The following is a 17,943-nucleotide window of genomic DNA, read 5'->3' as shown; positions in this document are numbered from 1 at the left end:
CGATTTTCAAACGCCATTAGGTCCACCATTGGCGCCTGATGCTGGCATTGTGCGCAATTAACGTGATAAACATCACTTTTTTATGCAACATGATGGATATTTTCATCCGTTTGTTTTTATACTGCTCTGCACTTTACCCATACCAAAACGACGAGTGCACATCATGATTGATTCCCGCCTACCGCTTACCGATATCCACCGCCATCTTGACGGCAACATCCGTGCGCACACTATTCTCGAACTTGGTCGCCAGTTTGCTATGGATCTGCCGGCCGAAGATTTGGAGACGCTACGCCCGCATGTGCAAGTGACCCATACCGAGCCGGATCTGGTGAGCTTCCTGCAAAAGCTGGATTGGGGCGTGGCGGTGCTGGGCGATTTGGATGCCTGCCGCCGCGTGGCCTACGAAAACGTTGAGGATGCGGTAAACGCCGGGCTGCATTATGCGGAACTGCGCTTTTCGCCCTACTACATGGCGATGAAGCACCAGTTGCCGGTGGCCGGCGTGGTTGAAGCAGTGATCGATGGGATCCGTTCCGGCTGCCGCGATCATGATATTGATGTGCGCCTGATCGGCATCCTGAGCCGGACCTTCGGTGAACAGGCTTGCCTGCAAGAGCTGGAAGGCTTACTGGCGCACCGCGACGGCATTACCGCGCTGGATCTGGCCGGCGATGAGCTGGGTTTCCCCGGCACGCTGTTCCTGAGCCACTTCAAGCGCGCCCGCGACGCCGGGCTGCGGATCACGGTGCACGCAGGCGAAGCCGCTGGCCCGGAAAGCATCTGGCAAGCGATTCGCGAACTGGGCGCCGAGCGCATCGGCCACGGCGTAAAAGCAATCCAGGATCCGGCGTTGATGGATTACCTGGCGGCACAGGGCATCGGCATTGAATCCTGCCTGACGTCCAATATCCAAACCAGCACCGTGCCTTCCCTTGCGCAGCACCCACTGGCCCAATTCCTGCGCCATGGGGTAACCGCATCAATCAACACCGACGATCCCGCGGTTCAGGGCATTGAAATTGAGCACGAATACCGTGTCGCCGCCCCGCAAGCCGGGTTAACACAGCAAGAAATCCGCACCGCACAGGAAAACGGCCTAAAAATGGCGTTTCTGAGCGAACAGGAAAAGCAGGCGCTGCGCGCCAAAGTGCAAGGCTGATTGATTGCGCATCAGGGGCTTTCGCCCCTGATGGTTATTCCGCGCTTAACGGCGGCAGCGTCCCCTGCTCGCGCCAACACTGTTCCAGATAAGCCACCAGCGCCATCACCACGCTGTAATTCCCGCAGCCTGGCATCAGGCCGTTTTTGCCTCTTCAGCCGCCGCCTGTGCGGCGGTTTTGCGCGCATAGCGCTGCGCCAGCACCGCACAGACCATCAACTGCACCTGGTGGAAAATCATCAGCGGCAACACCATGGCGCCAACGGCGGCCACCGGGAACAGCACGTTGGCCATCGGCACCCCGTTCGCCAGGCTCTTTTTCGAACCGCAGAAGACGATGGTGATCTCATCGGCGGTATTAAAGCCCAACCAGCGTGCAGCATAGGTATTCACCACCAGCACAAACGCCAGCAGCACCAGCGACATCACCAAAATCACCAACAGTGACCAGCCGTCAATCTGGTGCCAAATGCCTTCTACCACCGCCGCGCTGAAAGCGGTATACACCACCAGAAGAATTGATGACCGGTCAGTGATATTAATCATCTTGCGATGACGATCAACCCATTTGCCGATCAGCGGCCGCGCCAGGTGGCCAATGACAAACGGCACCATCAACTGCAAAATAATCGCGCCAATCGCATGCCATACGTCAATGTTGCCGTCCTGGGTGTGCATCAGCGCACCGACCAGCAGCGGTGACAGGAAAACCCCCAGAATGCTGGATGCCGACGCGCTGCAAACTGCTGCCGCCACGTTACCGCCGGCCGCAGAGGTAAAGGCAATCGCCGATTGCACGGTCGCCGGCAAGGCGCACAGATACAGGAAGCCAAGGTAAACCGTGGGCGACATCACCCCCGGCACCAGCAGGTTCATCGCCAGCCCCAGTAATGGGAACAGCGCAAAGGTACTGAGGAATACCACCAGATGCAGTTTCCAGTGCCCCATGCCGGCCATAATCGCCTGACGCGACAGCTTGGCGCCGTGCATAAAGAACAGCAGCGCGATCGCCACCGTGGTCAGGCGATCGAAAAAGACTTTCCAGATCCCTTCACAGGGAAAAATGGAGGCGATGATCACCACCATGACCATCACCAATAAAAATTTATCAATGCGCAAGCGCTGCAGCCAGGACATGTATCGTTTTTCCTCAACGTTGAACAAAAAAATAACGGGTTGGGATGCACCAACCCGCATTGGTTATGATGATTACTCCGGCGGGCAAACTGCGCCTACCGCCACTGAATCACAGTGCTTCACGGTTTTCGATACGATGGCCGTGAATGCCGGGAAGCAACTTCAGGCTACCGGCAGGGTTTTCCCCTGGCTGGCGGAAGCGATGCCCAGTTCAATCAGCGCCATGACGTCAATCGCCTGGCTGGCCGGCACGGGGTTTTCCCCGATGCCATTAATCGCATCGCGAATAGCAGCATAGTAGGCCGGGTAATTACCTGGAATGGTCAACAGCGGCTTTTCCGCCAGCAGTTCATCTTGTGACAACGTCACCACGCCGTCACGCATATCATACCCCCAGTCGGCCTGTGGCGGCCGCTCGCCGGCTTTCAGCCGAGCTTCCTGCGGATCTTCACCGTATTTGACGTAGCTGCCCTGGGTGCCGTGTACAATAAAACGCGCACTGGCAGAGGCCGCCACCAGCGTGCCATGCAGCACAACGCGGCGTTGGCCATAATTTAACACGGCATGAAAATAGTCCACCGCCTGCGCGCCCGGGCGCAGTTCGCCCAGATCGACATACAGGGTTTGCGGTTTGCCAAACAGCTGCAGCACCTGATCGAGCAAATGCGGGCCTAAGTCGTACCAGATGCCGCTGCCGGCACCGCCCTGTTCGCGCCAACGCTGGCGCACCTGCGGCCGGAAGCGATCAAAATGCGACTCAAGGTAAACCACCTCGCCCAACGTGCCATCTTCCAGCAGCGCTTTGACGGTGAGAAAGTCGCTGTCCCAGCGGCGGTTATGAAACACCGAGAGCAGTTTGCCCGCCTGCGCGGCCTGCTGTTCCAGCGATTGAGCTTGTGACAACGTCACGGTAAACGGTTTATCCACCACCACATGTTTGCCGGCGGCCAGCGCCTGCTGCGCTAATGGGAAGTGGGTATCGTTCGGCGTAGGAATAACGATTAAATCCAGCGACGGATCGGCAAACAGCGCCTGCGGGTTATCGGCCACGGCCATCGCTGGCCAGTCCGCCTGCACTTTCTCGGCGCTGCTGCTGGATATCACAGCCAGCTCCAGGCCCGGCGTGCCGGCAATCAGCGGCGCATGAAATGTTTTGCTGGCAAAACCATAACCCACCAGCCCGACACGAATTTTTTCACTCATGGTGTTTCCTCAAAAGGACACTTCATCCTCTCTGATTTGACACTATGATGCCGGCGGGAACAAGCGGTAATTCAAGCCACGCGGCCCCAATCCCTTTCACCGGCGATCTTGGCGTTACCGCCGGCTATGCCAGTTAAGAGTGACGAACGCCTTTTTAGCCGTTAAGCTATGCGGCTAATCGCATTGGCACCTTTCTGGAGCGTTATGTCTCAAGCTGAATACACTCGCATCGGCGGCTGGCTACTGGCCCCAATGGCCTATCTGATCGTCACGTTGTTGAGCGCCAGCCTGATGTTGGCCCTGTATACCATGGCTTTCATTACGCCGGAATCGCGTGAATATCTGTTGACCAATGCCCAGGCGTTTACGCTTCAGTGGTATATTTCGCTGGCCACGACGCTGCTGATGTGGTGTTACACGCTGTGGTTGCTGTGGCTGTTCTGCCACCGCTCGCGCCGCTTCCCCAAGCTGTTTATGCTATGGTTACTGCTGACCGTACTGCTGGCGGTTAAAGCCTTTGCCTTCTCGCCGGTGCCGGATGAGGTGGCGGTGCGCGGCCTGTTCTGGCCATTGCTGATGGCCGCGTTGCTGGTGCCGTATATGAAGCGTTCCGTGCGGGTGAAAGGCACCTTTACCGAGCTGTGACGCAGCGAGTGCGCCAAATGCACTAATGCAGGGTAAAATGTGCGCATCCGGCGCCAAAGCGTGAATATCCCTGCAATTCATATGTTGTCGTTAGGCCGCTGATTCCCGATAATAGGCGGCTTTTATTTTTTTAGGCGTTGCAATGACCGAATACCTGCTGCTGTTTGTTGGCACCGTACTGGTGAATAACTTTGTTCTGGTGAAGTTTCTTGGCCTGTGCCCCTTCATGGGTGTGTCCAAGAAGCTTGAGAGTGCCATCGGTATGGGTATGGCCACCACCTTCGTCATCACGTTGGCTTCAATCTGCGCCTGGATCATCGATCACGCTATCCTGCTGCCGTTGGATCTGGTGTATCTGCGCACCCTGGCGTTTATTTTGGTTATCGCCGTGGTGGTGCAATTTACCGAAATGGTGGTGCGCAAAACCAGCCCGGCGCTGTATCGCCTGCTGGGGATTTTCCTGCCGCTGATCACCACCAACTGTGCGGTGCTGGGCGTGCCGTTGCTGAACATCAACCTTGGCCACAACTTCCTGCAATCCGCCGTATACGGCTTTAGCGCCTCGCTGGGCTTTTCCCTGGTGATGGTGCTGTTTGCCGCCATCCGTGAGCGCCTGGTGGTTGCCGATGTGCCGGCGCCGTTTCGCGGTTCATCCATCGCGCTGATTACCGCCGGGCTGATGTCTCTGGCCTTTATGGGCTTTAGCGGGCTGGTAAAATTCTAATGAGCGCTTTATGGATTGCGATTGCCGCGCTCAGCGCGCTTGGGTTGCTGTTTGGCATGCTGCTCGGCTTTGCCGCGCGCCGCTTCGCCGTGGAAGAAGATCCGGTCGCCGAACAGATCGATGATGTGTTGCCGCAAAGCCAGTGCGGCCAGTGTGGCTACCCCGGCTGCCGCCCGTATGCCGAGGCAGTGGCCAACGGCGAGAAAATCAACAAATGCGCGCCCGGCGGCGAAGGCGTCATGCTGAAGCTGGCCGAACTGCTCAACGTTGAGCCGCAGCCGCTGGATGGCGGCGAAGAAGCAAGTAAACCGGTGCGCAAGGTCGCCTATATCGACGAGGCCAGTTGCATCGGCTGCACCAAGTGTATTCAAGCCTGCCCCGTGGATGCCATTGTCGGCGCAACTCGCGCCATGCATACGGTAATTAGCGATCTCTGCACCGGCTGTGATTTGTGCGTTGCGCCCTGCCCGACAGACTGTATTGAAATGCGGCCGGTTGCCACCACTACCGCCAACTGGAAATGGGATATGAAAACAATTCCTGTGCATGTGATTCAGGTGGAGCAACATGTTTAATCTGTTTGCCGCGTTAAAGAAAGACCGCATCTGGGATTTTGACGGTGGGATCCACCCGCCGGAAATGAAAACGCAGTCCAGCTGCACGCCGTTGCGCACCGCACCCTTGCCCGAAACCTTCGTGATCCCGTTGCAGCAGCATCTGGGGCCGGAAGGCGAACTGTGCGTTCAGGCCGGCGATCGGGTATTGAAAGGCCAGCCGCTGACCGTGGGCCGTGGCCGCACATTGCCGGTACACGCCCCCACCTCGGGCACCATCAGCGCGATTGCGCCGCATATCACCGCCCACCCCTCCGGGCTGGAGGAGCTGTGCGTGATCATCCAGCCCGACGGTGAAGACCGCTGGTGCCCGTTAGACCCCATCACCGACTACCGCCAGCACGATGCGGCCGATCTGATCCACCGTATTCACCAGTCCGGGATTGCCGGCCTGGGCGGCGCCGGGTTCCCGACCGCCAGCAAACTGCAAGGCGGGTTGAAAGGCGTCGAGACACTGATCCTTAACGCCGCCGAGTGCGAACCTTATATCACCGCTGACGATCGCTTGATGCAAGAGCACGCGGACCAGATCATCGAAGGCACCGAGATCCTGCGCTACCTGCTGCAGCCGACGACAACGCTAATCGGCATTGAAGACAATAAGCCGGAAGCGATTGCCGCGCTGAAACAGGCATTGCGCGGCAACAAGGCTATCCAGTTGCGGGTGATCCCGACTAAATACCCTTCCGGCGGTGCCAAACAGCTCACCAAGATTTTAACCGGCAAGGAAGTGCCGCAGGGCAAACACTCCTCGGCTATCGGTGTGCTGATGCAAAACGTCGGTACCGCATTCGCCATCAAGCGGGCGATTATTAACGGTGAGCCGCTGATTGAGCGCGTGGTCACCCTGACCGGCGAGGCTATCCAGCAGCCGGGCAACCTGTGGGCGCGTATCGGCACCCCCGTGCAGCATTTGCTGGCGTTCACCGGTTTCCAGCCACAAGGCCAACAAATGGTCGTCATGGGCGGGCCGCTGATGGGCTTTACCCTGCCGGCCCTCAACGTACCGATCGTTAAAATCAGCAACTGTATCCTGGCGCCGACCCATAATGAGATCGCAGCGGAAGAGCCCGAACAGTCTTGTATCCGCTGTGGCCTGTGCGTTGACGCCTGCCCGGCCGGCCTGCTGCCGCAGCAGCTTTACTGGTTTAGCCGCGGCGAAGAGCATGAAAAAGCCCGCAACCACAACCTGTTCGACTGCATTGAATGCGGTGCCTGCGCATACGTCTGCCCCAGCAATATTCCCCTGGTGCAGTACTACCGCCAGGAGAAAGCCGAAATAAAAGCGATCGATCAGGAAGCCGCCCGCAACGCAGAGGCCAAAGCACGCTTTGAAGCCAAGCAAGCGCGGCTGGCGCGTGAAAAACTGGCGCGTGAAGAACGCCACCGTAAAGCGGCGGTTAAACTGACCGAGACCGATCAGGATGTGGTGCAGGCTGCCCTGGCGCGCGTGCGCACCCAGGCGGCACCGGCCGACACGCCCGCCGGCGAGATGGACCAGAGTGCGATGATCGCCGCCCGCGAAGCGCGCAAGGCTCAAGCCCGCGAGCGCCGTGCGCAGCAAGCCTCGCAACCCGCGCCGGTTTCCAGCGCCGCGGCCGCTGAAGACGATCCGCGCAAGGCCGCGGTAGCGGCCGCTATCGCTCGCGTGAAGGCGAAAAAAGCCGCGCAGCAGGCGGAAAGCACCACAATCGCAGACGCTACCCAGCCCGCGCCGGAAGACGATCCGCGCAAAGCCGCAGTAGCTGCCGCCATTGCTCGCGTGAAGGCGAAAAAAGCCGCGCAGCAGGTAGAAAGCGCCGCAACCGCAGATGTGGCCCAACCCGCGCAGGATGAAGACCCACGTAAAGCCGCGGTGGCCGCCGCCATCGCCCGTGTGAAGGCCAAAAAGGCCGCGCAGCAGGCGGAACGGTCAGCGGCAGCCGAGGAAGAGTGACAGGCGCCGTGCCTTGGCAAATACAAGGCACGGCCATGGTTAGTCAATTGAAATCAGGTAGGTATAACTCACATCAATTTCGCGTAGTTTTAAATCCAAATCCCAGGCTTTGATTTCAATAATCTCCATTTCCATACTGCCTTTCACTTCATCACGCAGCCCCGGCATCACGTTGGAGATCAGGTAGGAAAAAAACTCCAAACACTCTTTGGCCGTGCCCTGATGAGAAATCGCCATGTATTCACGTTCTGGCACAAGAATAGTTTCAATCTGGTGGCCAGAGACAATGTCTTGCCGATGTTGCGGATCGACCGCCATCACCAGGGTTGACGAGCATTCACCGGCGGCACTGGGGTTAGGCGTGCGCAAGCTGTAAACCTTGCGGCAATCTACGCTCAGCCCTTTGAAAAAATCATTGAAAATTTCGTCTTTCATCGCAAGGCAGGACGAATGTTCGATCGCCTGTTGCGTATCAAAATCCAAGCGCCGGCTAAACCCCACCAGTTGTAACGCCGGCAGTATCTGCCGCCTGATCTCCGGGTAGTAGCCGTTACCGTATTCCGCGTCAAAGCGAAAACGCGGCATCAGTTTACTGACGTCCCAATGTTCCATCGAACGGTAACGGTTGGGCGTGGTGCCAAAACGCTGTTTGAACATGCGGGTGAAGGTTTGTTGCGAATCAAAGCCCAGCTCATCAGAGATATCAATAATGGAACGGCGCGTGATGCGCAACGCGACGGCGGCGCGCGTCAGGATCCGCAAACGGATGTAGGTCGCAAGCTGCACACCGGTGGTGCGTTTAAACTTCCGCTGCAAATGCCATTTCGAATAGCCAGAGATACGAGCCACCTCATCAAGACTTGGGCGCTGCTCCAGGTGCAGCTCTACCCACTCAATGAGTTCTTCAATAAAAAAAACGGCTTCTTTCGTCATTAGAATTCATTCACTACTGAGTAAGGAATAGGATAATAATCCGTAAGGATCAGGTGAAAGTTGTTATTTTGTGCGACCATGTTTAAAAATAATATTATATTCATTAAGTTACAACACTAATCGTAACTCATTGAGCCTAAAGGGCCACGTTAGCGCTTTCTGGCGAATCGTTACGGTGCTCCGTGGCGCGGCAGAAGAACACAGCGGCGAAAAGCGCCACATCGGGCCAGCCGCGGCGAAAAACCCCTATATCCCTATGATTAAGACGTATTACCCACGCGATGATTGCGGTAGAATGCGGCGCTAGAATTTTTCCGGCGCCCCGCTTGGCGCATGAACATGCCGTGAGTATGGCAAAGATAGGTGCAGTGACTGTATGAAGTTCAGGCCAGTACAACAGACAGCCGCCAAAGGCTTACACATCGCCAGTTCCCCGTTCACCCACAACCAGCAAAGCACCAGCCACATTATGTTGTGGGTCATGCTGGCCTGTATTCCGGGGATGGTGGCACAGTTGTGGTTCTTTGGCTATGGCACCCTGGTGCAGACCGCGTTGGCGATGGCCGTGGCGCTGTTGGCCGAAGGCGCCATTCTGGCGCTGCGTAAGCAGCCGGTGCGCGCACGGCTGGCGGATAACTCCGCGCTCCTGACCGCATTGCTGCTCGGCGTCAGCCTGCCCCCGCTGGCGCCGTGGTGGATGATCGTTATCGGCACCGTGTTTGCCATCGTCATCGCCAAGCAGTTGTACGGCGGCCTGGGGCAAAACCCGTTCAACCCGGCGATGGTCGGCTATGTGGTGTTATTGATTGCTTTTCCGGTGCAGATGACCAGTTGGCTGCCGCCGGAAGCGCTGCGCGCCAGCGCACTGCCGTTCCAGGATGTCATCATAACCATTTTCAGCGGCCATACGCTACAGGGCGCCACCATGCACGAACTGCAGATGGGGGTTGATGGCGTAAGCCAGGCCACGCCGCTCGACGGCTTTAAAACCGGCCTGCGCAGCGGCCACTCGGTGGAACAGCTCCTGCAGCAGCCGATGTTTGGCGGCCTATTGGCCGGTATTGGCTGGCAGTGGGTCAATATCGGCTTCCTGGCCGGCGGACTGTTTATGCTCGGCCGGCGGTTGATCCACTGGCAAATCCCCGGCAGTATGCTGCTGACGATCGCCGTCTGCGCTACGCTGGCCTGGTGGATTAACCCCACACACCAGGCGCCGCCGCTGGTTCACCTGTTTTCTGGCGCCACCATGATCGGCGCGTTCTTTATCGCCACCGATCCGGTCAGCGCCTCGACCACGCCGCGTGGCCGGCTGATTTATGGTGCGCTGATTGGCCTGCTGGTGTGGCTTATCCGCGTCTATGGCGGTTACCCTGACGGGGTGGCGTTCGCCGTGCTGTTGGCCAACATCACCGTGCCGCTCATCGACCACTACACGCGCCCACGCGTGTACGGCCAACGCTAAGGAGCCATGATCATGATGTTGAGCTCAATGAGAAAGCATGGCACCCGTTTGGCGATATTTGCCGCGGTCACCACCGGGTTAACGGCAGTGGTCAATGCGCTAACGCAGAAAACCATTGCCCATCAATCGGCGCTGCAGCAGCAGGCGCTGCTCGATCAGGTCGTGCCGCCGGAACACTACGATAACCACATGCAGGCCGACTGTTTTCTGGTCAGCGATCCTGCCCTCGGCAATGCCGCGCCGCACCGCCTGTACCTGGCGCGTAAATATGGCCAACCGGTGGCGGCGGCTATCGAAACCACCGCGCCGGACGGTTATTCCGGCGCGATCCAACTGTTGGTGGGGGCGGATTTCAGCGGCACCGTGTTGGGCACCCGCGTCGTGGAGCACCACGAGACACCGGGCCTGGGGGATAAAATCGAGTTGCGCATCAGCGATTGGATCACCTTCTTCAGCGGCCAGAAAATCACCGGCCCGGATGACGCCCGCTGGGCAGTGAAAAAAGACGGCGGGATGTTCGATCAGTTCACCGGTGCGACCATCACGCCGCGCGCGGTGGTTAACGCCGTGCGCCGCACGGCATTGTACCTGGAAACGCTACCACCTAAACTTGATACCTTACCTTCCTGTGGAGCCAGCGAATGAGTGAAGCCAAAGAGTTAATCGTTCAGGGGTTATGGAAGAACAACTCCGCGCTGGTCCAGTTACTGGGCCTATGCCCGCTGCTGGCGGTCACCTCAACCGCCACCAACGCGCTGGGGCTGGGGCTGGCAACCACACTGGTGCTGACGCTGACCAACGCCTCCATTTCTGCCGTGCGCCGTTGGGTGCCGAACGAAGTGCGTATTCCGATTTACGTGATGATTATTGCCGCGGTGGTGAGTATCGTTCAGATGCTGATCAATGCCTACGCCTTCGGTTTGTATCAATCGCTGGGGATTTTTATCCCGCTGATCGTTACCAACTGTATCGTGGTGGGCCGTGCCGAAGCGATCGCCTCGCGCAAGCCTGTCGGCCTGTCGGCGTTGGATGGCTGCGCCACCGGCCTGGGGGCGACCTGCGCGATGTTCGTACTGGGCTCGCTACGTGAACTGCTGGGCAACGGCACGCTGTTTGACGGCGCCGATATGCTGCTGGGCAGTTGGGCCAAAGTGCTGCGGATTGAAGTGGTGCACTTCGACAGCCCGTTCCTGCTGGCGATGCTGCCGCCCGGCGCGTTTATCGGCCTGGGCATGATGCTGGCGGCCAAGTATCTGATTGATGAAAAAATGAAAGCGCGTAAAGCCAAAGCCGCGCTGGCTGAAACCAACCTGGCGCATGGGCAGGCAGAGAAAGCGTAATGAATAAAGAAAAACGCCGGGAGATCCTCACCCGTTTACGTGATAACAACCCACACCCGACCACCGAACTGGTGTACACCACCCCGTTCGAGCTGCTGATCGCCGTGCTGCTTTCGGCGCAGGCAACCGATGTCAGCGTCAACAAAGCCACTGCCAAGATGTATCCGGTGGCCAATACCCCCGCCGCGATACTGGCGCTGGGGGTTGATGGGGTAAAGGAATACATCAAAACCATCGGCCTGTTTAACAGCAAGGCGGAAAACGTCATCAAAACCTGCCGCATTCTGTTGGAACAACACGGCGGTGAAGTGCCGGAGGACCGCGCTGCGCTGGAGGCACTGCCGGGCGTGGGGCGCAAAACCGCCAACGTGGTGTTGAACACCGCCTTTGGTTGGCCAACCATTGCCGTCGATACGCATATCTTCCGCGTCTGCAACCGGACGCGTTTTGCGCCGGGGAAAAACGTCGAGCAGGTGGAAGAAAAGCTGCTGAAGGTGGTGCCGGCGGAATTCAAGGTTGATTGCCACCATTGGTTTATTCTGCACGGCCGCTATACCTGTATCGCCCGCAAACCGCGCTGCGGCTCCTGTATTATTGAAGATCTGTGCGAGTTTCCGGAAAAGATCTACCCCGAAGCCTAGCCCCTCCCGGGCGCGCCGGCGCCCATCGTTCCACTGCATTCATCTGAACTGCGGCGCGCACTTACCGCCCACGGCCGCCATCGATCCGAGAAACTCTTCTCGTTTAATTAATTCTCGACAAGAATTATGGCAAAAAAATAGCCGATCGGCACATACCACACAGCCTAAATGCCAGACAAACACACGCTATAAAAAATCAGACGATAAAACGCCAAAAAAGCAAAATTACCAGAATAACAATCCGACAATTAATAATTAAACGGAATTAAATAAATGTAAAACTTAAAAACACAGGGTAATGCGCTAAAAAAAACAAAGCAGGCTCTCAGCTAATATAAAAACCTACAGATCAAGGAAATACCCTATTTTATACGATATATTTTTTCAATTTGTTCACATAAAACCATAAAACTGATATGTAACCAGATATAAAAAAGTGATTGCCCCGTTGACAAAGATCGTGAACATTACGCGGCTATGTTGTGCGAAACCCTACGGAAGAAGTACCGCCCTCACCGTATTCGCCGTGATTTTCACCACTTTATACGCTTAATAAAAAAAGAGGCATTCGTGTCGACAGCAAACAACTCACAACCTGAAAACGTTAGCCTTAACGCGTTCAAACAACCACGGGCGTTTTACCTGATATTCTCCATCGAACTGTGGGAACGCTTCGGCTATTACGGCCTGCAAGGCATCATGGCCGTTTATCTGGTCAATATGCTCGGCCTGAGCGAAGCCGAGTCAATTACCCTGTTCTCCTCGTTCAGCGCGCTGGTGTACGGTTTTGTCGCCATCGGCGGCTGGCTGGGAGATAAAGTGCTGGGAACGAAACGCGTCATTGTGCTTGGCGCGCTGGTGCTGGCCGTGGGCTATGCGATGGTGGCGTATTCCGGCCACGACATCTTCTGGGTTTACCTGGGCCTGGCAACCATCGCGGTAGGTAACGGCCTGTTCAAGGCGAACCCGTCTTCGTTGCTTGCCACCTGCTACGCCAAAGATGATCCTCGTCTTGATGGCGCCTTTACCATGTACTACATGTCGGTCAATGTGGGCTCGTTTTTCTCGATGCTGGCAACCCCTTGGCTGGTCGCGCATTACGGCTGGAACGTGGCGTTTTCGCTGAGCGTGCTCGGCATGCTGTTAACCCTGATTAACTTTATGTTCTGCAGAAAATGGGTGCGGGCACATGGCTCAACACCGGACTTCGCCCCGCTGCAGGTAAAAAAGCTGCTGCTGGTTTTGGCCGGTGTGGTTGCTCTGGTTGCGGTCTCCAGTTGGTTGCTGCATAACCAAAGCGTGGCGCGCTGGGCGCTGGCGGTGATTTCGCTGGGCATTGTGATCATTTTTGCCAAAGAAACCTTTGCGCTGCACGGTGCGGCCCGGCGCAAAATGATCGTCGCATTCCTGCTGATGCTGGAAGCGGTGGTTTTTTTTGTGCTGTACAGCCAAATGCCGACGTCGTTGAACTTCTTCGCCATCCATAACGTGGAACACGCTATCTTTGGTATCCGCTTTGAGCCAGAGCAATACCAGGCCTTGAACCCGTTTTGGATCATGGTGGCCAGCCCTATTCTGGCCACCCTGTACAATAAAATGGGCGATCGCCTGCCGATGCCGCACAAGTTCGCTTTCGGCATGGTGCTATGCTCCTGTGCGTTCCTGGTGCTGCCGTTGGGCGCCAGCTTCGCCAACCAACAAGGCATTGTTTCGGTCAACTGGCTGATTCTAAGCTATGCGCTACAGAGCGTTGGCGAGCTGATGATTTCAGGCCTGGGTTTAGCCATGGTGGCACAGTTAGTGCCGCAGCGCCTGATGGGTTTTATCATGGGCTCCTGGTTCCTGACTACCGCCGCCGCGGCTATCATCGCGGGTAAAGTGGCCGGCATGACCGCAGCACCGAGCGACATCACCGATTCCAATGCTTCACTGGCCATTTATAGCCATGTGTTTATGCAAATCGGCGTGGTTACCGCCGTCATCGCACTGCTGATGCTGCTGACTGCGCCAACGCTGAACCGCATGACGCGCGATACGGCGCAAGCTAACGATACCGCCACGCGGCCTGCACTCGCCAATTAAGCCGGTGGCAATAGCAAAAAAGCGGGGTAACCCGCTTTTTTATTAAGAAAAACAATATTCCACCAAACCGGCTGCATCGCGAGACCGATAGCACAAGCAAGCGTTACATTGTCACCTAAAGCCGATAAACGCCGTTATTATTAATGCTTATTTGCCGTGGTCGCCCAGGTGCGCCCATAGAAACTCGCTGACCAGCGCGGTATGAAAAGCGGCCTGTTTTTTATCCGCCGCGGCGCTGTGCCCGCCTTCGGTATTTTCATAGAAATAGGCCTGCGGATATCCCAACTGCTGCATGCGCGCCGCCATTTTGCGCGCGTGCGCCGGGTTGACGCGATCGTCACTGGTGGCGGAATAAAACAGCACCGGGGGGTAGGCCTTATTCGGCTGCACGTTATGGTACGGCGAAAAGGTGTTGATATATGCCCACTCCTGCGGTTTTTCCGGATCGCCGTATTCCGCGATCCAGGACGCGCCGGCAGAAAGTTGCGTGTAACGCCGCATATCCAGCAGCGGCACTTCACACACGATGCAGCCAAACAGCGCGGGATACTGCGTCAGCATATTGCCCACCAGCAACCCACCGTTACTGCCGCCGCGTGCACCCAGTTTTTGTGACGATGTCACGTTTCGTGCAATAAGATCCTCGGCGACGGCGGCAAAATCCTCATAGGCGCGGTGGCGTTTATCCTTTAGCGCCGCCTGGTGCCATTGCGGGCCAAACTCGCCGCCGCCGCGGATATTAGCGATCACATAAACCCCACCGCGCGCCAGCCATGCCGGCCCTTGGCTGGCCAAATAGCTTGGCTGCAGCGCAACTTCAAAACCGCCGTAGCCATAGAGCAAGGTCGGGTTGCTGCCATCCAGCACCATGTCCTTCGGGGCAACCTGGAAATACGGAATTGCCGTGCCGTCTTTCGACGCCGCGAAATGCTGGCTCACCTGGTAACCGGCTGCGTCGAAAGCGTGCGGCGCCTGCTTGAGCAACTGCGGATCCTCGGCACTGTCAAGGTTGCCCAAATACAGAGAGGTGGGCTGCAGGAAGCCGCTGGTCGTGAGGAAATAGGCATTACTTTCATCATCCACCCCACCGGCCGAGATGCTGCTAAGCTCGCCTGGGCGGCCCAATGGCCTACGTGCCCATGCGCCCTGCCGCGGCGTCAGCACCTCCAGCCTGTTGACCACGTTCTCCATAATGCTGAGAATAAGATGGTCACGGGTGGTGCTGTAACCGCTTAACGCCGCGCGCGCCGTCGGGGCAAACAACACCGTCAGTTCGCGTTTGCCCGCCAGATAGTCGGCAAAGTTCACCGCCAGCAGCGAACCCGAAGGATAACTGGCCGTGCCGACCTGCCACTGGCTAGCCGGTTTAATCAACAGCCATTCGCGGTGGCTGCCGATCTCAGCATCAAGCGGCACATCCAGTTTGGTTTTGCGGTCTTGATCATCAAGCACGAAGACTTCACGCTGATAGAAATCCACGATGCGTATCACATAGTCGCGTTCAAAGCCCGGCGTAGTGTCGTGATAGGCATAAGCCCGCATATCCGTCATTTGCCCTTCATACAGGGTTTCTGCGGCTTCCAGCGGCGTGCCCCGCCGCCAGCGTTTGGCAATACGCGGGTAGCCGGAGTGCGTCAACGACCCCGGCCCAACGTCGGTGGCGACGAAAAGGCGATCGCGATCGATCCACGACACCACGCTTTTGGCCGCCGGCAGCGAAAATCCCCCCTCGACGAAGCGCTTTTCCACCAAATCGAACTCGCGCATGGCCGAAGCGTCCCCGCCGTCCGGCGACAGAAACACCAGGCAATAGCGGTATTCCGGCGCAAGAGGCTGCGAGCCGTGGAAGACCCAATCCACGCCTTCCGCTTTGCTTAAGGCGTCAATATCCAGCACGGTTTCCCACTGCGGTTTGTCTTTACGGTATTCATCAAGCGTGGCGCGCCGCCACAGCCCACGCGGATTATGCTCATCCTGCCAAAAGTTGTAATAGGCATCGCCATATTTGGCTACCCACGGGATCTGGGTCTCTTTGTTCAGGTTATCCAATACCTGTTTTTCAAGCCGCGGGAAGTTATCCCCCTGGGCAAACTGCGCCAGCGTGCGCTGGTTCTGTTGCGCAACCCACGCCAGCGCGGGTTCCCCCTGCAGGGCTTCCAGCCACAGGAAAGGATCGTCTGAAGATACAGGGTGGGCCTGCGCCAGATCCTGGCGGGGGGAATTAGGTAATGAAGGCATAGTGAATATCGCTCCTGCTGGTTTCCACGGGATTATCAGGGCCAACGCGGCGCCAAATACGCCTGATGGGAGAGGTAGAGTCCGTCGCTTACAAGGTAGCATTCGGCGATGTGAAGTCAAAGCCTGTGCGGGTGCAACGCGTTACGTTAACGCGGCCAGAGTTGCTGCAGGGTAAAAGCGGACTCACCGGCCGGCACCGGCAGGCCCAATGCCCTTGCCGCCAGCTCCGCCACGCGAAAATCGATATCCGCCAGTTGGCCATCCTCCAGAAACCAGGCGGCGGAAAGCCCGGCCCAGGCCAGAATCCATTGCAGCAGGCGCTGCCGATCAAGCTGCGCTATTTGGCACACCTGTTCAACGCGCCGCGTGAAGATAGCCGGATCGGTGGCGACGCCATAGTTGGGGTTACAAAAGAGATTGGCATAGTCGAAGCAGCGTTCGCCGTACAGGCGCTTGGGGTCGATCGCCAGCCAGCCGCGCGTGCCGAAATCCAGCACGTTATCGTGATGGATATCCCCGTGTAATACGCTTTGCTGCCGCGGGCTGGCCAGCAGCTCCGCCGCGCTGGTCGCGCACAGGCGCAACATGCCTTCATGGGCCTGCGCCGCGGGCCACAGAGCGGCGAACCAGTGATGCAGCGGGATCAACGCCGGCAAGGACTGCGGGCGCGGCGCATGCAAGCGGGCAATCACGCGGCATAAAATCTCCGTCGCTTGGGTATCGTGCCCTTCACGCACCATCTGCGCCAATGATAACCCGCCCTGCGCCCGTTCCAGCAACAGACCGTCATGGTGCCATGCCAGTACCTGCGCCGCTCCCTGGCCCTGCCACCAGCACATCAGCAAGCCGCCGAACTTTTCTTCCTGTTCGTGCGCGATTTTCAACATTGCCGCTTTTCCCTGGTAGCGCACCGGCAACAACAGGCTACTGTGGGTGGCAAACGGCTGCCCATCCGTCTGCAGTTGCCAACGCTGTAGATAGGGAAGAAACGCTGGGTTCATGGCCGGATCAATCGTTGACGAACGCCCCCCCGATTACAGCGTGGTGACTTCATCAACCCAGTGGTGGAATACGTAAGGATCGGATATCAGGCCGAAGGCCTCATCCTCCGGGTAAGTCACGGCGACCTGGTACTGTTTGCCGGCGAAATTTTTAATGGCCGGTAGCGAAGCCCAATAGGTCGCCAGGAAAAAATGGGCATACTCCCCCTGCACCTCTTCCCGGACAAATGCGCCACAGTTACCGGCGGTTGCTTTAGCATGCTGCACACCGGTGGCGTTCAGGTGTGCGGCGAATCCCTTGCGATGCTGTAATGGCACGCAGCCGTGCCAGGTCCGGACGATCATACCCACCCCGCATTGAATAAAAACCCACAATAGATGAATAAATAACTTATCATTCTCGCGAATGAATTCAATACGCAGCCACAGGTAAATTTCTGCGCACCACAATAAAAATAGCGCGCCGGACAGCAGAGTGCTCTGCCGCCGGCGTGAAGATTCTGGTAATTTATAATGAGCTGTAGTTTTACGATGGTTACCTATGCAAAAAAAGCCCGTTCTGGATGAAGCCCGGCAGTTGAAACGCCTTAATGCCGCCACGCGCAGGCAATCCCACCTCTATAAGTGGATTTGCTTTATCGCGGCGCTGGATGCGTTGCTGATCGTTTGTTACGACCAAGATGTGCGCAACATTACCTTTTCGTCAATTGTCGCGCTGGTCTGCGGCTATTTGTGGATCCGCGATCGCAACAAAGCGCGGGCCTATCGGCGGGAGTACGACAGAAAATTTGGCAAAAACAGTGGCAATACGCCCCCCTAAAAGGA

17 protein-coding genes are annotated in these 17,943 nt (G+C 57.3%); 11 read left to right on the top strand and 6 right to left on the bottom strand.

Annotation, left to right across the window (positions count from 1 at the left end; all coding sequences use genetic code 11):
• Positions 1-163 precede the first annotated feature (163 nt).
• Positions 164-1,162, top strand: a complete 999-nt coding sequence (add, locus tag ACN28Q_RS23985; protein ID WP_095848634.1) for an adenosine deaminase — start codon at positions 164-166, stop codon at positions 1,160-1,162.
• Positions 1,163-1,297: 135 nt separating this feature from the next.
• Here add and ACN28Q_RS23980 read toward each other — a convergent pair whose 3' ends face one another.
• On the bottom strand, positions 1,298-2,299 hold the full coding sequence (locus ACN28Q_RS23980; protein ID WP_095848633.1) for a bile acid:sodium symporter family protein: 1,002 nt from the start codon (positions 2,297-2,299) through the stop codon (positions 1,298-1,300).
• Positions 2,300-2,461: 162 nt separating this feature from the next.
• Positions 2,462-3,502, bottom strand: coding sequence for an oxidoreductase (locus tag ACN28Q_RS23975; RefSeq protein WP_095848632.1), 1,041 nt, complete (start codon positions 3,500-3,502; stop codon positions 2,462-2,464).
• Positions 3,503-3,706: 204 nt separating this feature from the next.
• Between ACN28Q_RS23975 and ACN28Q_RS23970 the strand changes: the two genes are divergently transcribed.
• The 4 genes from ACN28Q_RS23970 to rsxC all read left to right on the top strand — a co-directional run bounded on the left by ACN28Q_RS23970 (position 3,707) and on the right by rsxC (position 7,421).
• A complete protein-coding gene (locus tag ACN28Q_RS23970; protein WP_095848631.1) occupies positions 3,707-4,147 on the top strand; it encodes a DUF2569 domain-containing protein in 441 nt (146 codons plus the stop codon).
• Positions 4,148-4,289: 142 nt separating this feature from the next.
• Positions 4,290-4,871, top strand: coding sequence for an electron transport complex subunit RsxA (gene rsxA / locus ACN28Q_RS23965; RefSeq protein WP_095848630.1), 582 nt, complete (start codon positions 4,290-4,292; stop codon positions 4,869-4,871).
• A complete protein-coding gene (gene rsxB, locus ACN28Q_RS23960) occupies positions 4,871-5,446 on the top strand; it encodes an electron transport complex subunit RsxB (RefSeq protein WP_095848629.1) in 576 nt (191 codons plus the stop codon). Before rsxA ends, rsxB begins: the two co-directional genes overlap by 1 nt.
• The gene (gene rsxC / locus ACN28Q_RS23955) at positions 5,439-7,421 is read left to right on the top strand and encodes an electron transport complex subunit RsxC (protein ID WP_095848628.1); all 1,983 of its coding nucleotides are present in this window, start codon (positions 5,439-5,441) and stop codon (positions 7,419-7,421) included. The genes rsxB and rsxC overlap by 8 nt, the downstream gene beginning before the upstream one ends.
• A 39-nt stretch (positions 7,422-7,460) precedes the next feature.
• Here rsxC and ACN28Q_RS23950 read toward each other — a convergent pair whose 3' ends face one another.
• Positions 7,461-8,354 carry a helix-turn-helix domain-containing protein gene (locus ACN28Q_RS23950; RefSeq protein ID WP_095848627.1) on the bottom strand — a complete coding sequence of 298 codons (894 nt, stop codon included), beginning with the start codon at positions 8,352-8,354 and terminating at the stop codon, positions 7,461-7,463.
• 376 nt (positions 8,355-8,730) lie between these two features.
• Between ACN28Q_RS23950 and rsxD the strand changes: the two genes are divergently transcribed.
• The 5 genes from rsxD (at position 8,731) to dtpA (ending at position 13,879) form a co-directional block, all read left to right on the top strand.
• Complete coding sequence (gene rsxD / locus ACN28Q_RS23945; protein ID WP_095848626.1) at positions 8,731-9,816, top strand: electron transport complex subunit RsxD; 1,086 nt, start codon at positions 8,731-8,733, stop codon at positions 9,814-9,816.
• Between the two features lie 15 nt (positions 9,817-9,831).
• On the top strand, positions 9,832-10,461 hold the full coding sequence (gene rsxG / locus ACN28Q_RS23940; protein WP_095849180.1) for an electron transport complex subunit RsxG: 630 nt from the start codon (positions 9,832-9,834) through the stop codon (positions 10,459-10,461).
• Positions 10,458-11,156 (top strand): electron transport complex subunit E, encoded by a 699-nt coding sequence (locus ACN28Q_RS23935; RefSeq protein ID WP_095848625.1) that lies wholly within the window; start codon positions 10,458-10,460, stop codon positions 11,154-11,156. The genes rsxG and ACN28Q_RS23935 overlap by 4 nt, the downstream gene beginning before the upstream one ends.
• Positions 11,156-11,797: an endonuclease III gene (gene nth / locus ACN28Q_RS23930; protein ID WP_095848624.1), complete on the top strand. Its 642-nt coding sequence runs from the start codon at positions 11,156-11,158 to the stop codon at positions 11,795-11,797. The genes ACN28Q_RS23935 and nth overlap by 1 nt, the downstream gene beginning before the upstream one ends.
• A 570-nt stretch (positions 11,798-12,367) precedes the next feature.
• Entirely contained in the window at positions 12,368-13,879 is a 1,512-nt protein-coding gene (gene dtpA, locus ACN28Q_RS23925) for a dipeptide/tripeptide permease DtpA (RefSeq protein WP_095848623.1), read from the top strand.
• A gap of 147 nt (positions 13,880-14,026) precedes the next feature.
• Here dtpA and ACN28Q_RS23920 read toward each other — a convergent pair whose 3' ends face one another.
• The 3 genes from ACN28Q_RS23920 to ACN28Q_RS23910 all read right to left on the bottom strand — a co-directional run bounded on the left by ACN28Q_RS23920 (position 14,027) and on the right by ACN28Q_RS23910 (position 17,463).
• Positions 14,027-16,117 carry a prolyl oligopeptidase family serine peptidase gene (locus tag ACN28Q_RS23920; protein WP_095848622.1) on the bottom strand — a complete coding sequence of 697 codons (2,091 nt, stop codon included), beginning with the start codon at positions 16,115-16,117 and terminating at the stop codon, positions 14,027-14,029.
• A 146-nt stretch (positions 16,118-16,263) separates the two neighbouring features.
• A complete protein-coding gene (locus ACN28Q_RS23915) occupies positions 16,264-17,118 on the bottom strand; it encodes an aminoglycoside phosphotransferase family protein (RefSeq protein ID WP_095848621.1) in 855 nt (284 codons plus the stop codon).
• Positions 17,119-17,151: 33 nt separating this feature from the next.
• Positions 17,152-17,463: a hypothetical protein gene (locus tag ACN28Q_RS23910; RefSeq protein ID WP_095849179.1), complete on the bottom strand. Its 312-nt coding sequence runs from the start codon at positions 17,461-17,463 to the stop codon at positions 17,152-17,154.
• 196 nt (positions 17,464-17,659) lie between these two features.
• On the opposite strand from ACN28Q_RS23910, the gene ACN28Q_RS23905 reads away from it, so the two are divergent.
• Entirely contained in the window at positions 17,660-17,938 is a 279-nt protein-coding gene (locus tag ACN28Q_RS23905; RefSeq protein ID WP_095848620.1) for a hypothetical protein, read from the top strand.
• Positions 17,939-17,943: the final 5 nt, after the last annotated feature.

Origin of the sequence: Gibbsiella quercinecans, assembly GCF_002291425.1 — a bacterium.
In the GTDB taxonomy this organism is placed as follows: domain Bacteria; phylum Pseudomonadota; class Gammaproteobacteria; order Enterobacterales; family Enterobacteriaceae; genus Gibbsiella; species Gibbsiella quercinecans.
This window is presented reverse-complemented; position numbering and strand designations above follow the sequence as displayed.

Excerpts from the sequence above, each read along its gene's own strand:
- add (WP_095848634.1), top strand. The coding sequence starts at position 164 with ATGATTGATTCCCGCCTACCGCTTACCGATATCCACCGCCATCTTGAC.
- ACN28Q_RS23980 (WP_095848633.1), bottom strand. The coding sequence starts at position 2,299 with ATGTCCTGGCTGCAGCGCTTGCGCATTGATAAATTTTTATTGGTGATG.
- ACN28Q_RS23975 (WP_095848632.1), bottom strand. The coding sequence starts at position 3,502 with ATGAGTGAAAAAATTCGTGTCGGGCTGGTGGGTTATGGTTTTGCCAGC.
- ACN28Q_RS23970 (WP_095848631.1), top strand. The coding sequence starts at position 3,707 with ATGTCTCAAGCTGAATACACTCGCATCGGCGGCTGGCTACTGGCCCCA.
- rsxA (WP_095848630.1), top strand. The coding sequence starts at position 4,290 with ATGACCGAATACCTGCTGCTGTTTGTTGGCACCGTACTGGTGAATAAC.
- rsxB (WP_095848629.1), top strand. The coding sequence starts at position 4,871 with ATGAGCGCTTTATGGATTGCGATTGCCGCGCTCAGCGCGCTTGGGTTG.
- rsxC (WP_095848628.1), top strand. The coding sequence starts at position 5,439 with ATGTTTAATCTGTTTGCCGCGTTAAAGAAAGACCGCATCTGGGATTTT.
- ACN28Q_RS23950 (WP_095848627.1), bottom strand. The coding sequence starts at position 8,354 with ATGACGAAAGAAGCCGTTTTTTTTATTGAAGAACTCATTGAGTGGGTA.
- rsxD (WP_095848626.1), top strand. The coding sequence starts at position 8,731 with ATGAAGTTCAGGCCAGTACAACAGACAGCCGCCAAAGGCTTACACATC.
- rsxG (WP_095849180.1), top strand. The coding sequence starts at position 9,832 with ATGTTGAGCTCAATGAGAAAGCATGGCACCCGTTTGGCGATATTTGCC.
- ACN28Q_RS23935 (WP_095848625.1), top strand. The coding sequence starts at position 10,458 with ATGAGTGAAGCCAAAGAGTTAATCGTTCAGGGGTTATGGAAGAACAAC.
- nth (WP_095848624.1), top strand. The coding sequence starts at position 11,156 with ATGAATAAAGAAAAACGCCGGGAGATCCTCACCCGTTTACGTGATAAC.
- ACN28Q_RS23920 (WP_095848622.1), bottom strand. The coding sequence starts at position 16,117 with ATGCCTTCATTACCTAATTCCCCCCGCCAGGATCTGGCGCAGGCCCAC.
- ACN28Q_RS23915 (WP_095848621.1), bottom strand. The coding sequence starts at position 17,118 with ATGAACCCAGCGTTTCTTCCCTATCTACAGCGTTGGCAACTGCAGACG.
- ACN28Q_RS23910 (WP_095849179.1), bottom strand. The coding sequence starts at position 17,463 with ATGATCGTCCGGACCTGGCACGGCTGCGTGCCATTACAGCATCGCAAG.
- ACN28Q_RS23905 (WP_095848620.1), top strand. The coding sequence starts at position 17,660 with ATGCAAAAAAAGCCCGTTCTGGATGAAGCCCGGCAGTTGAAACGCCTT.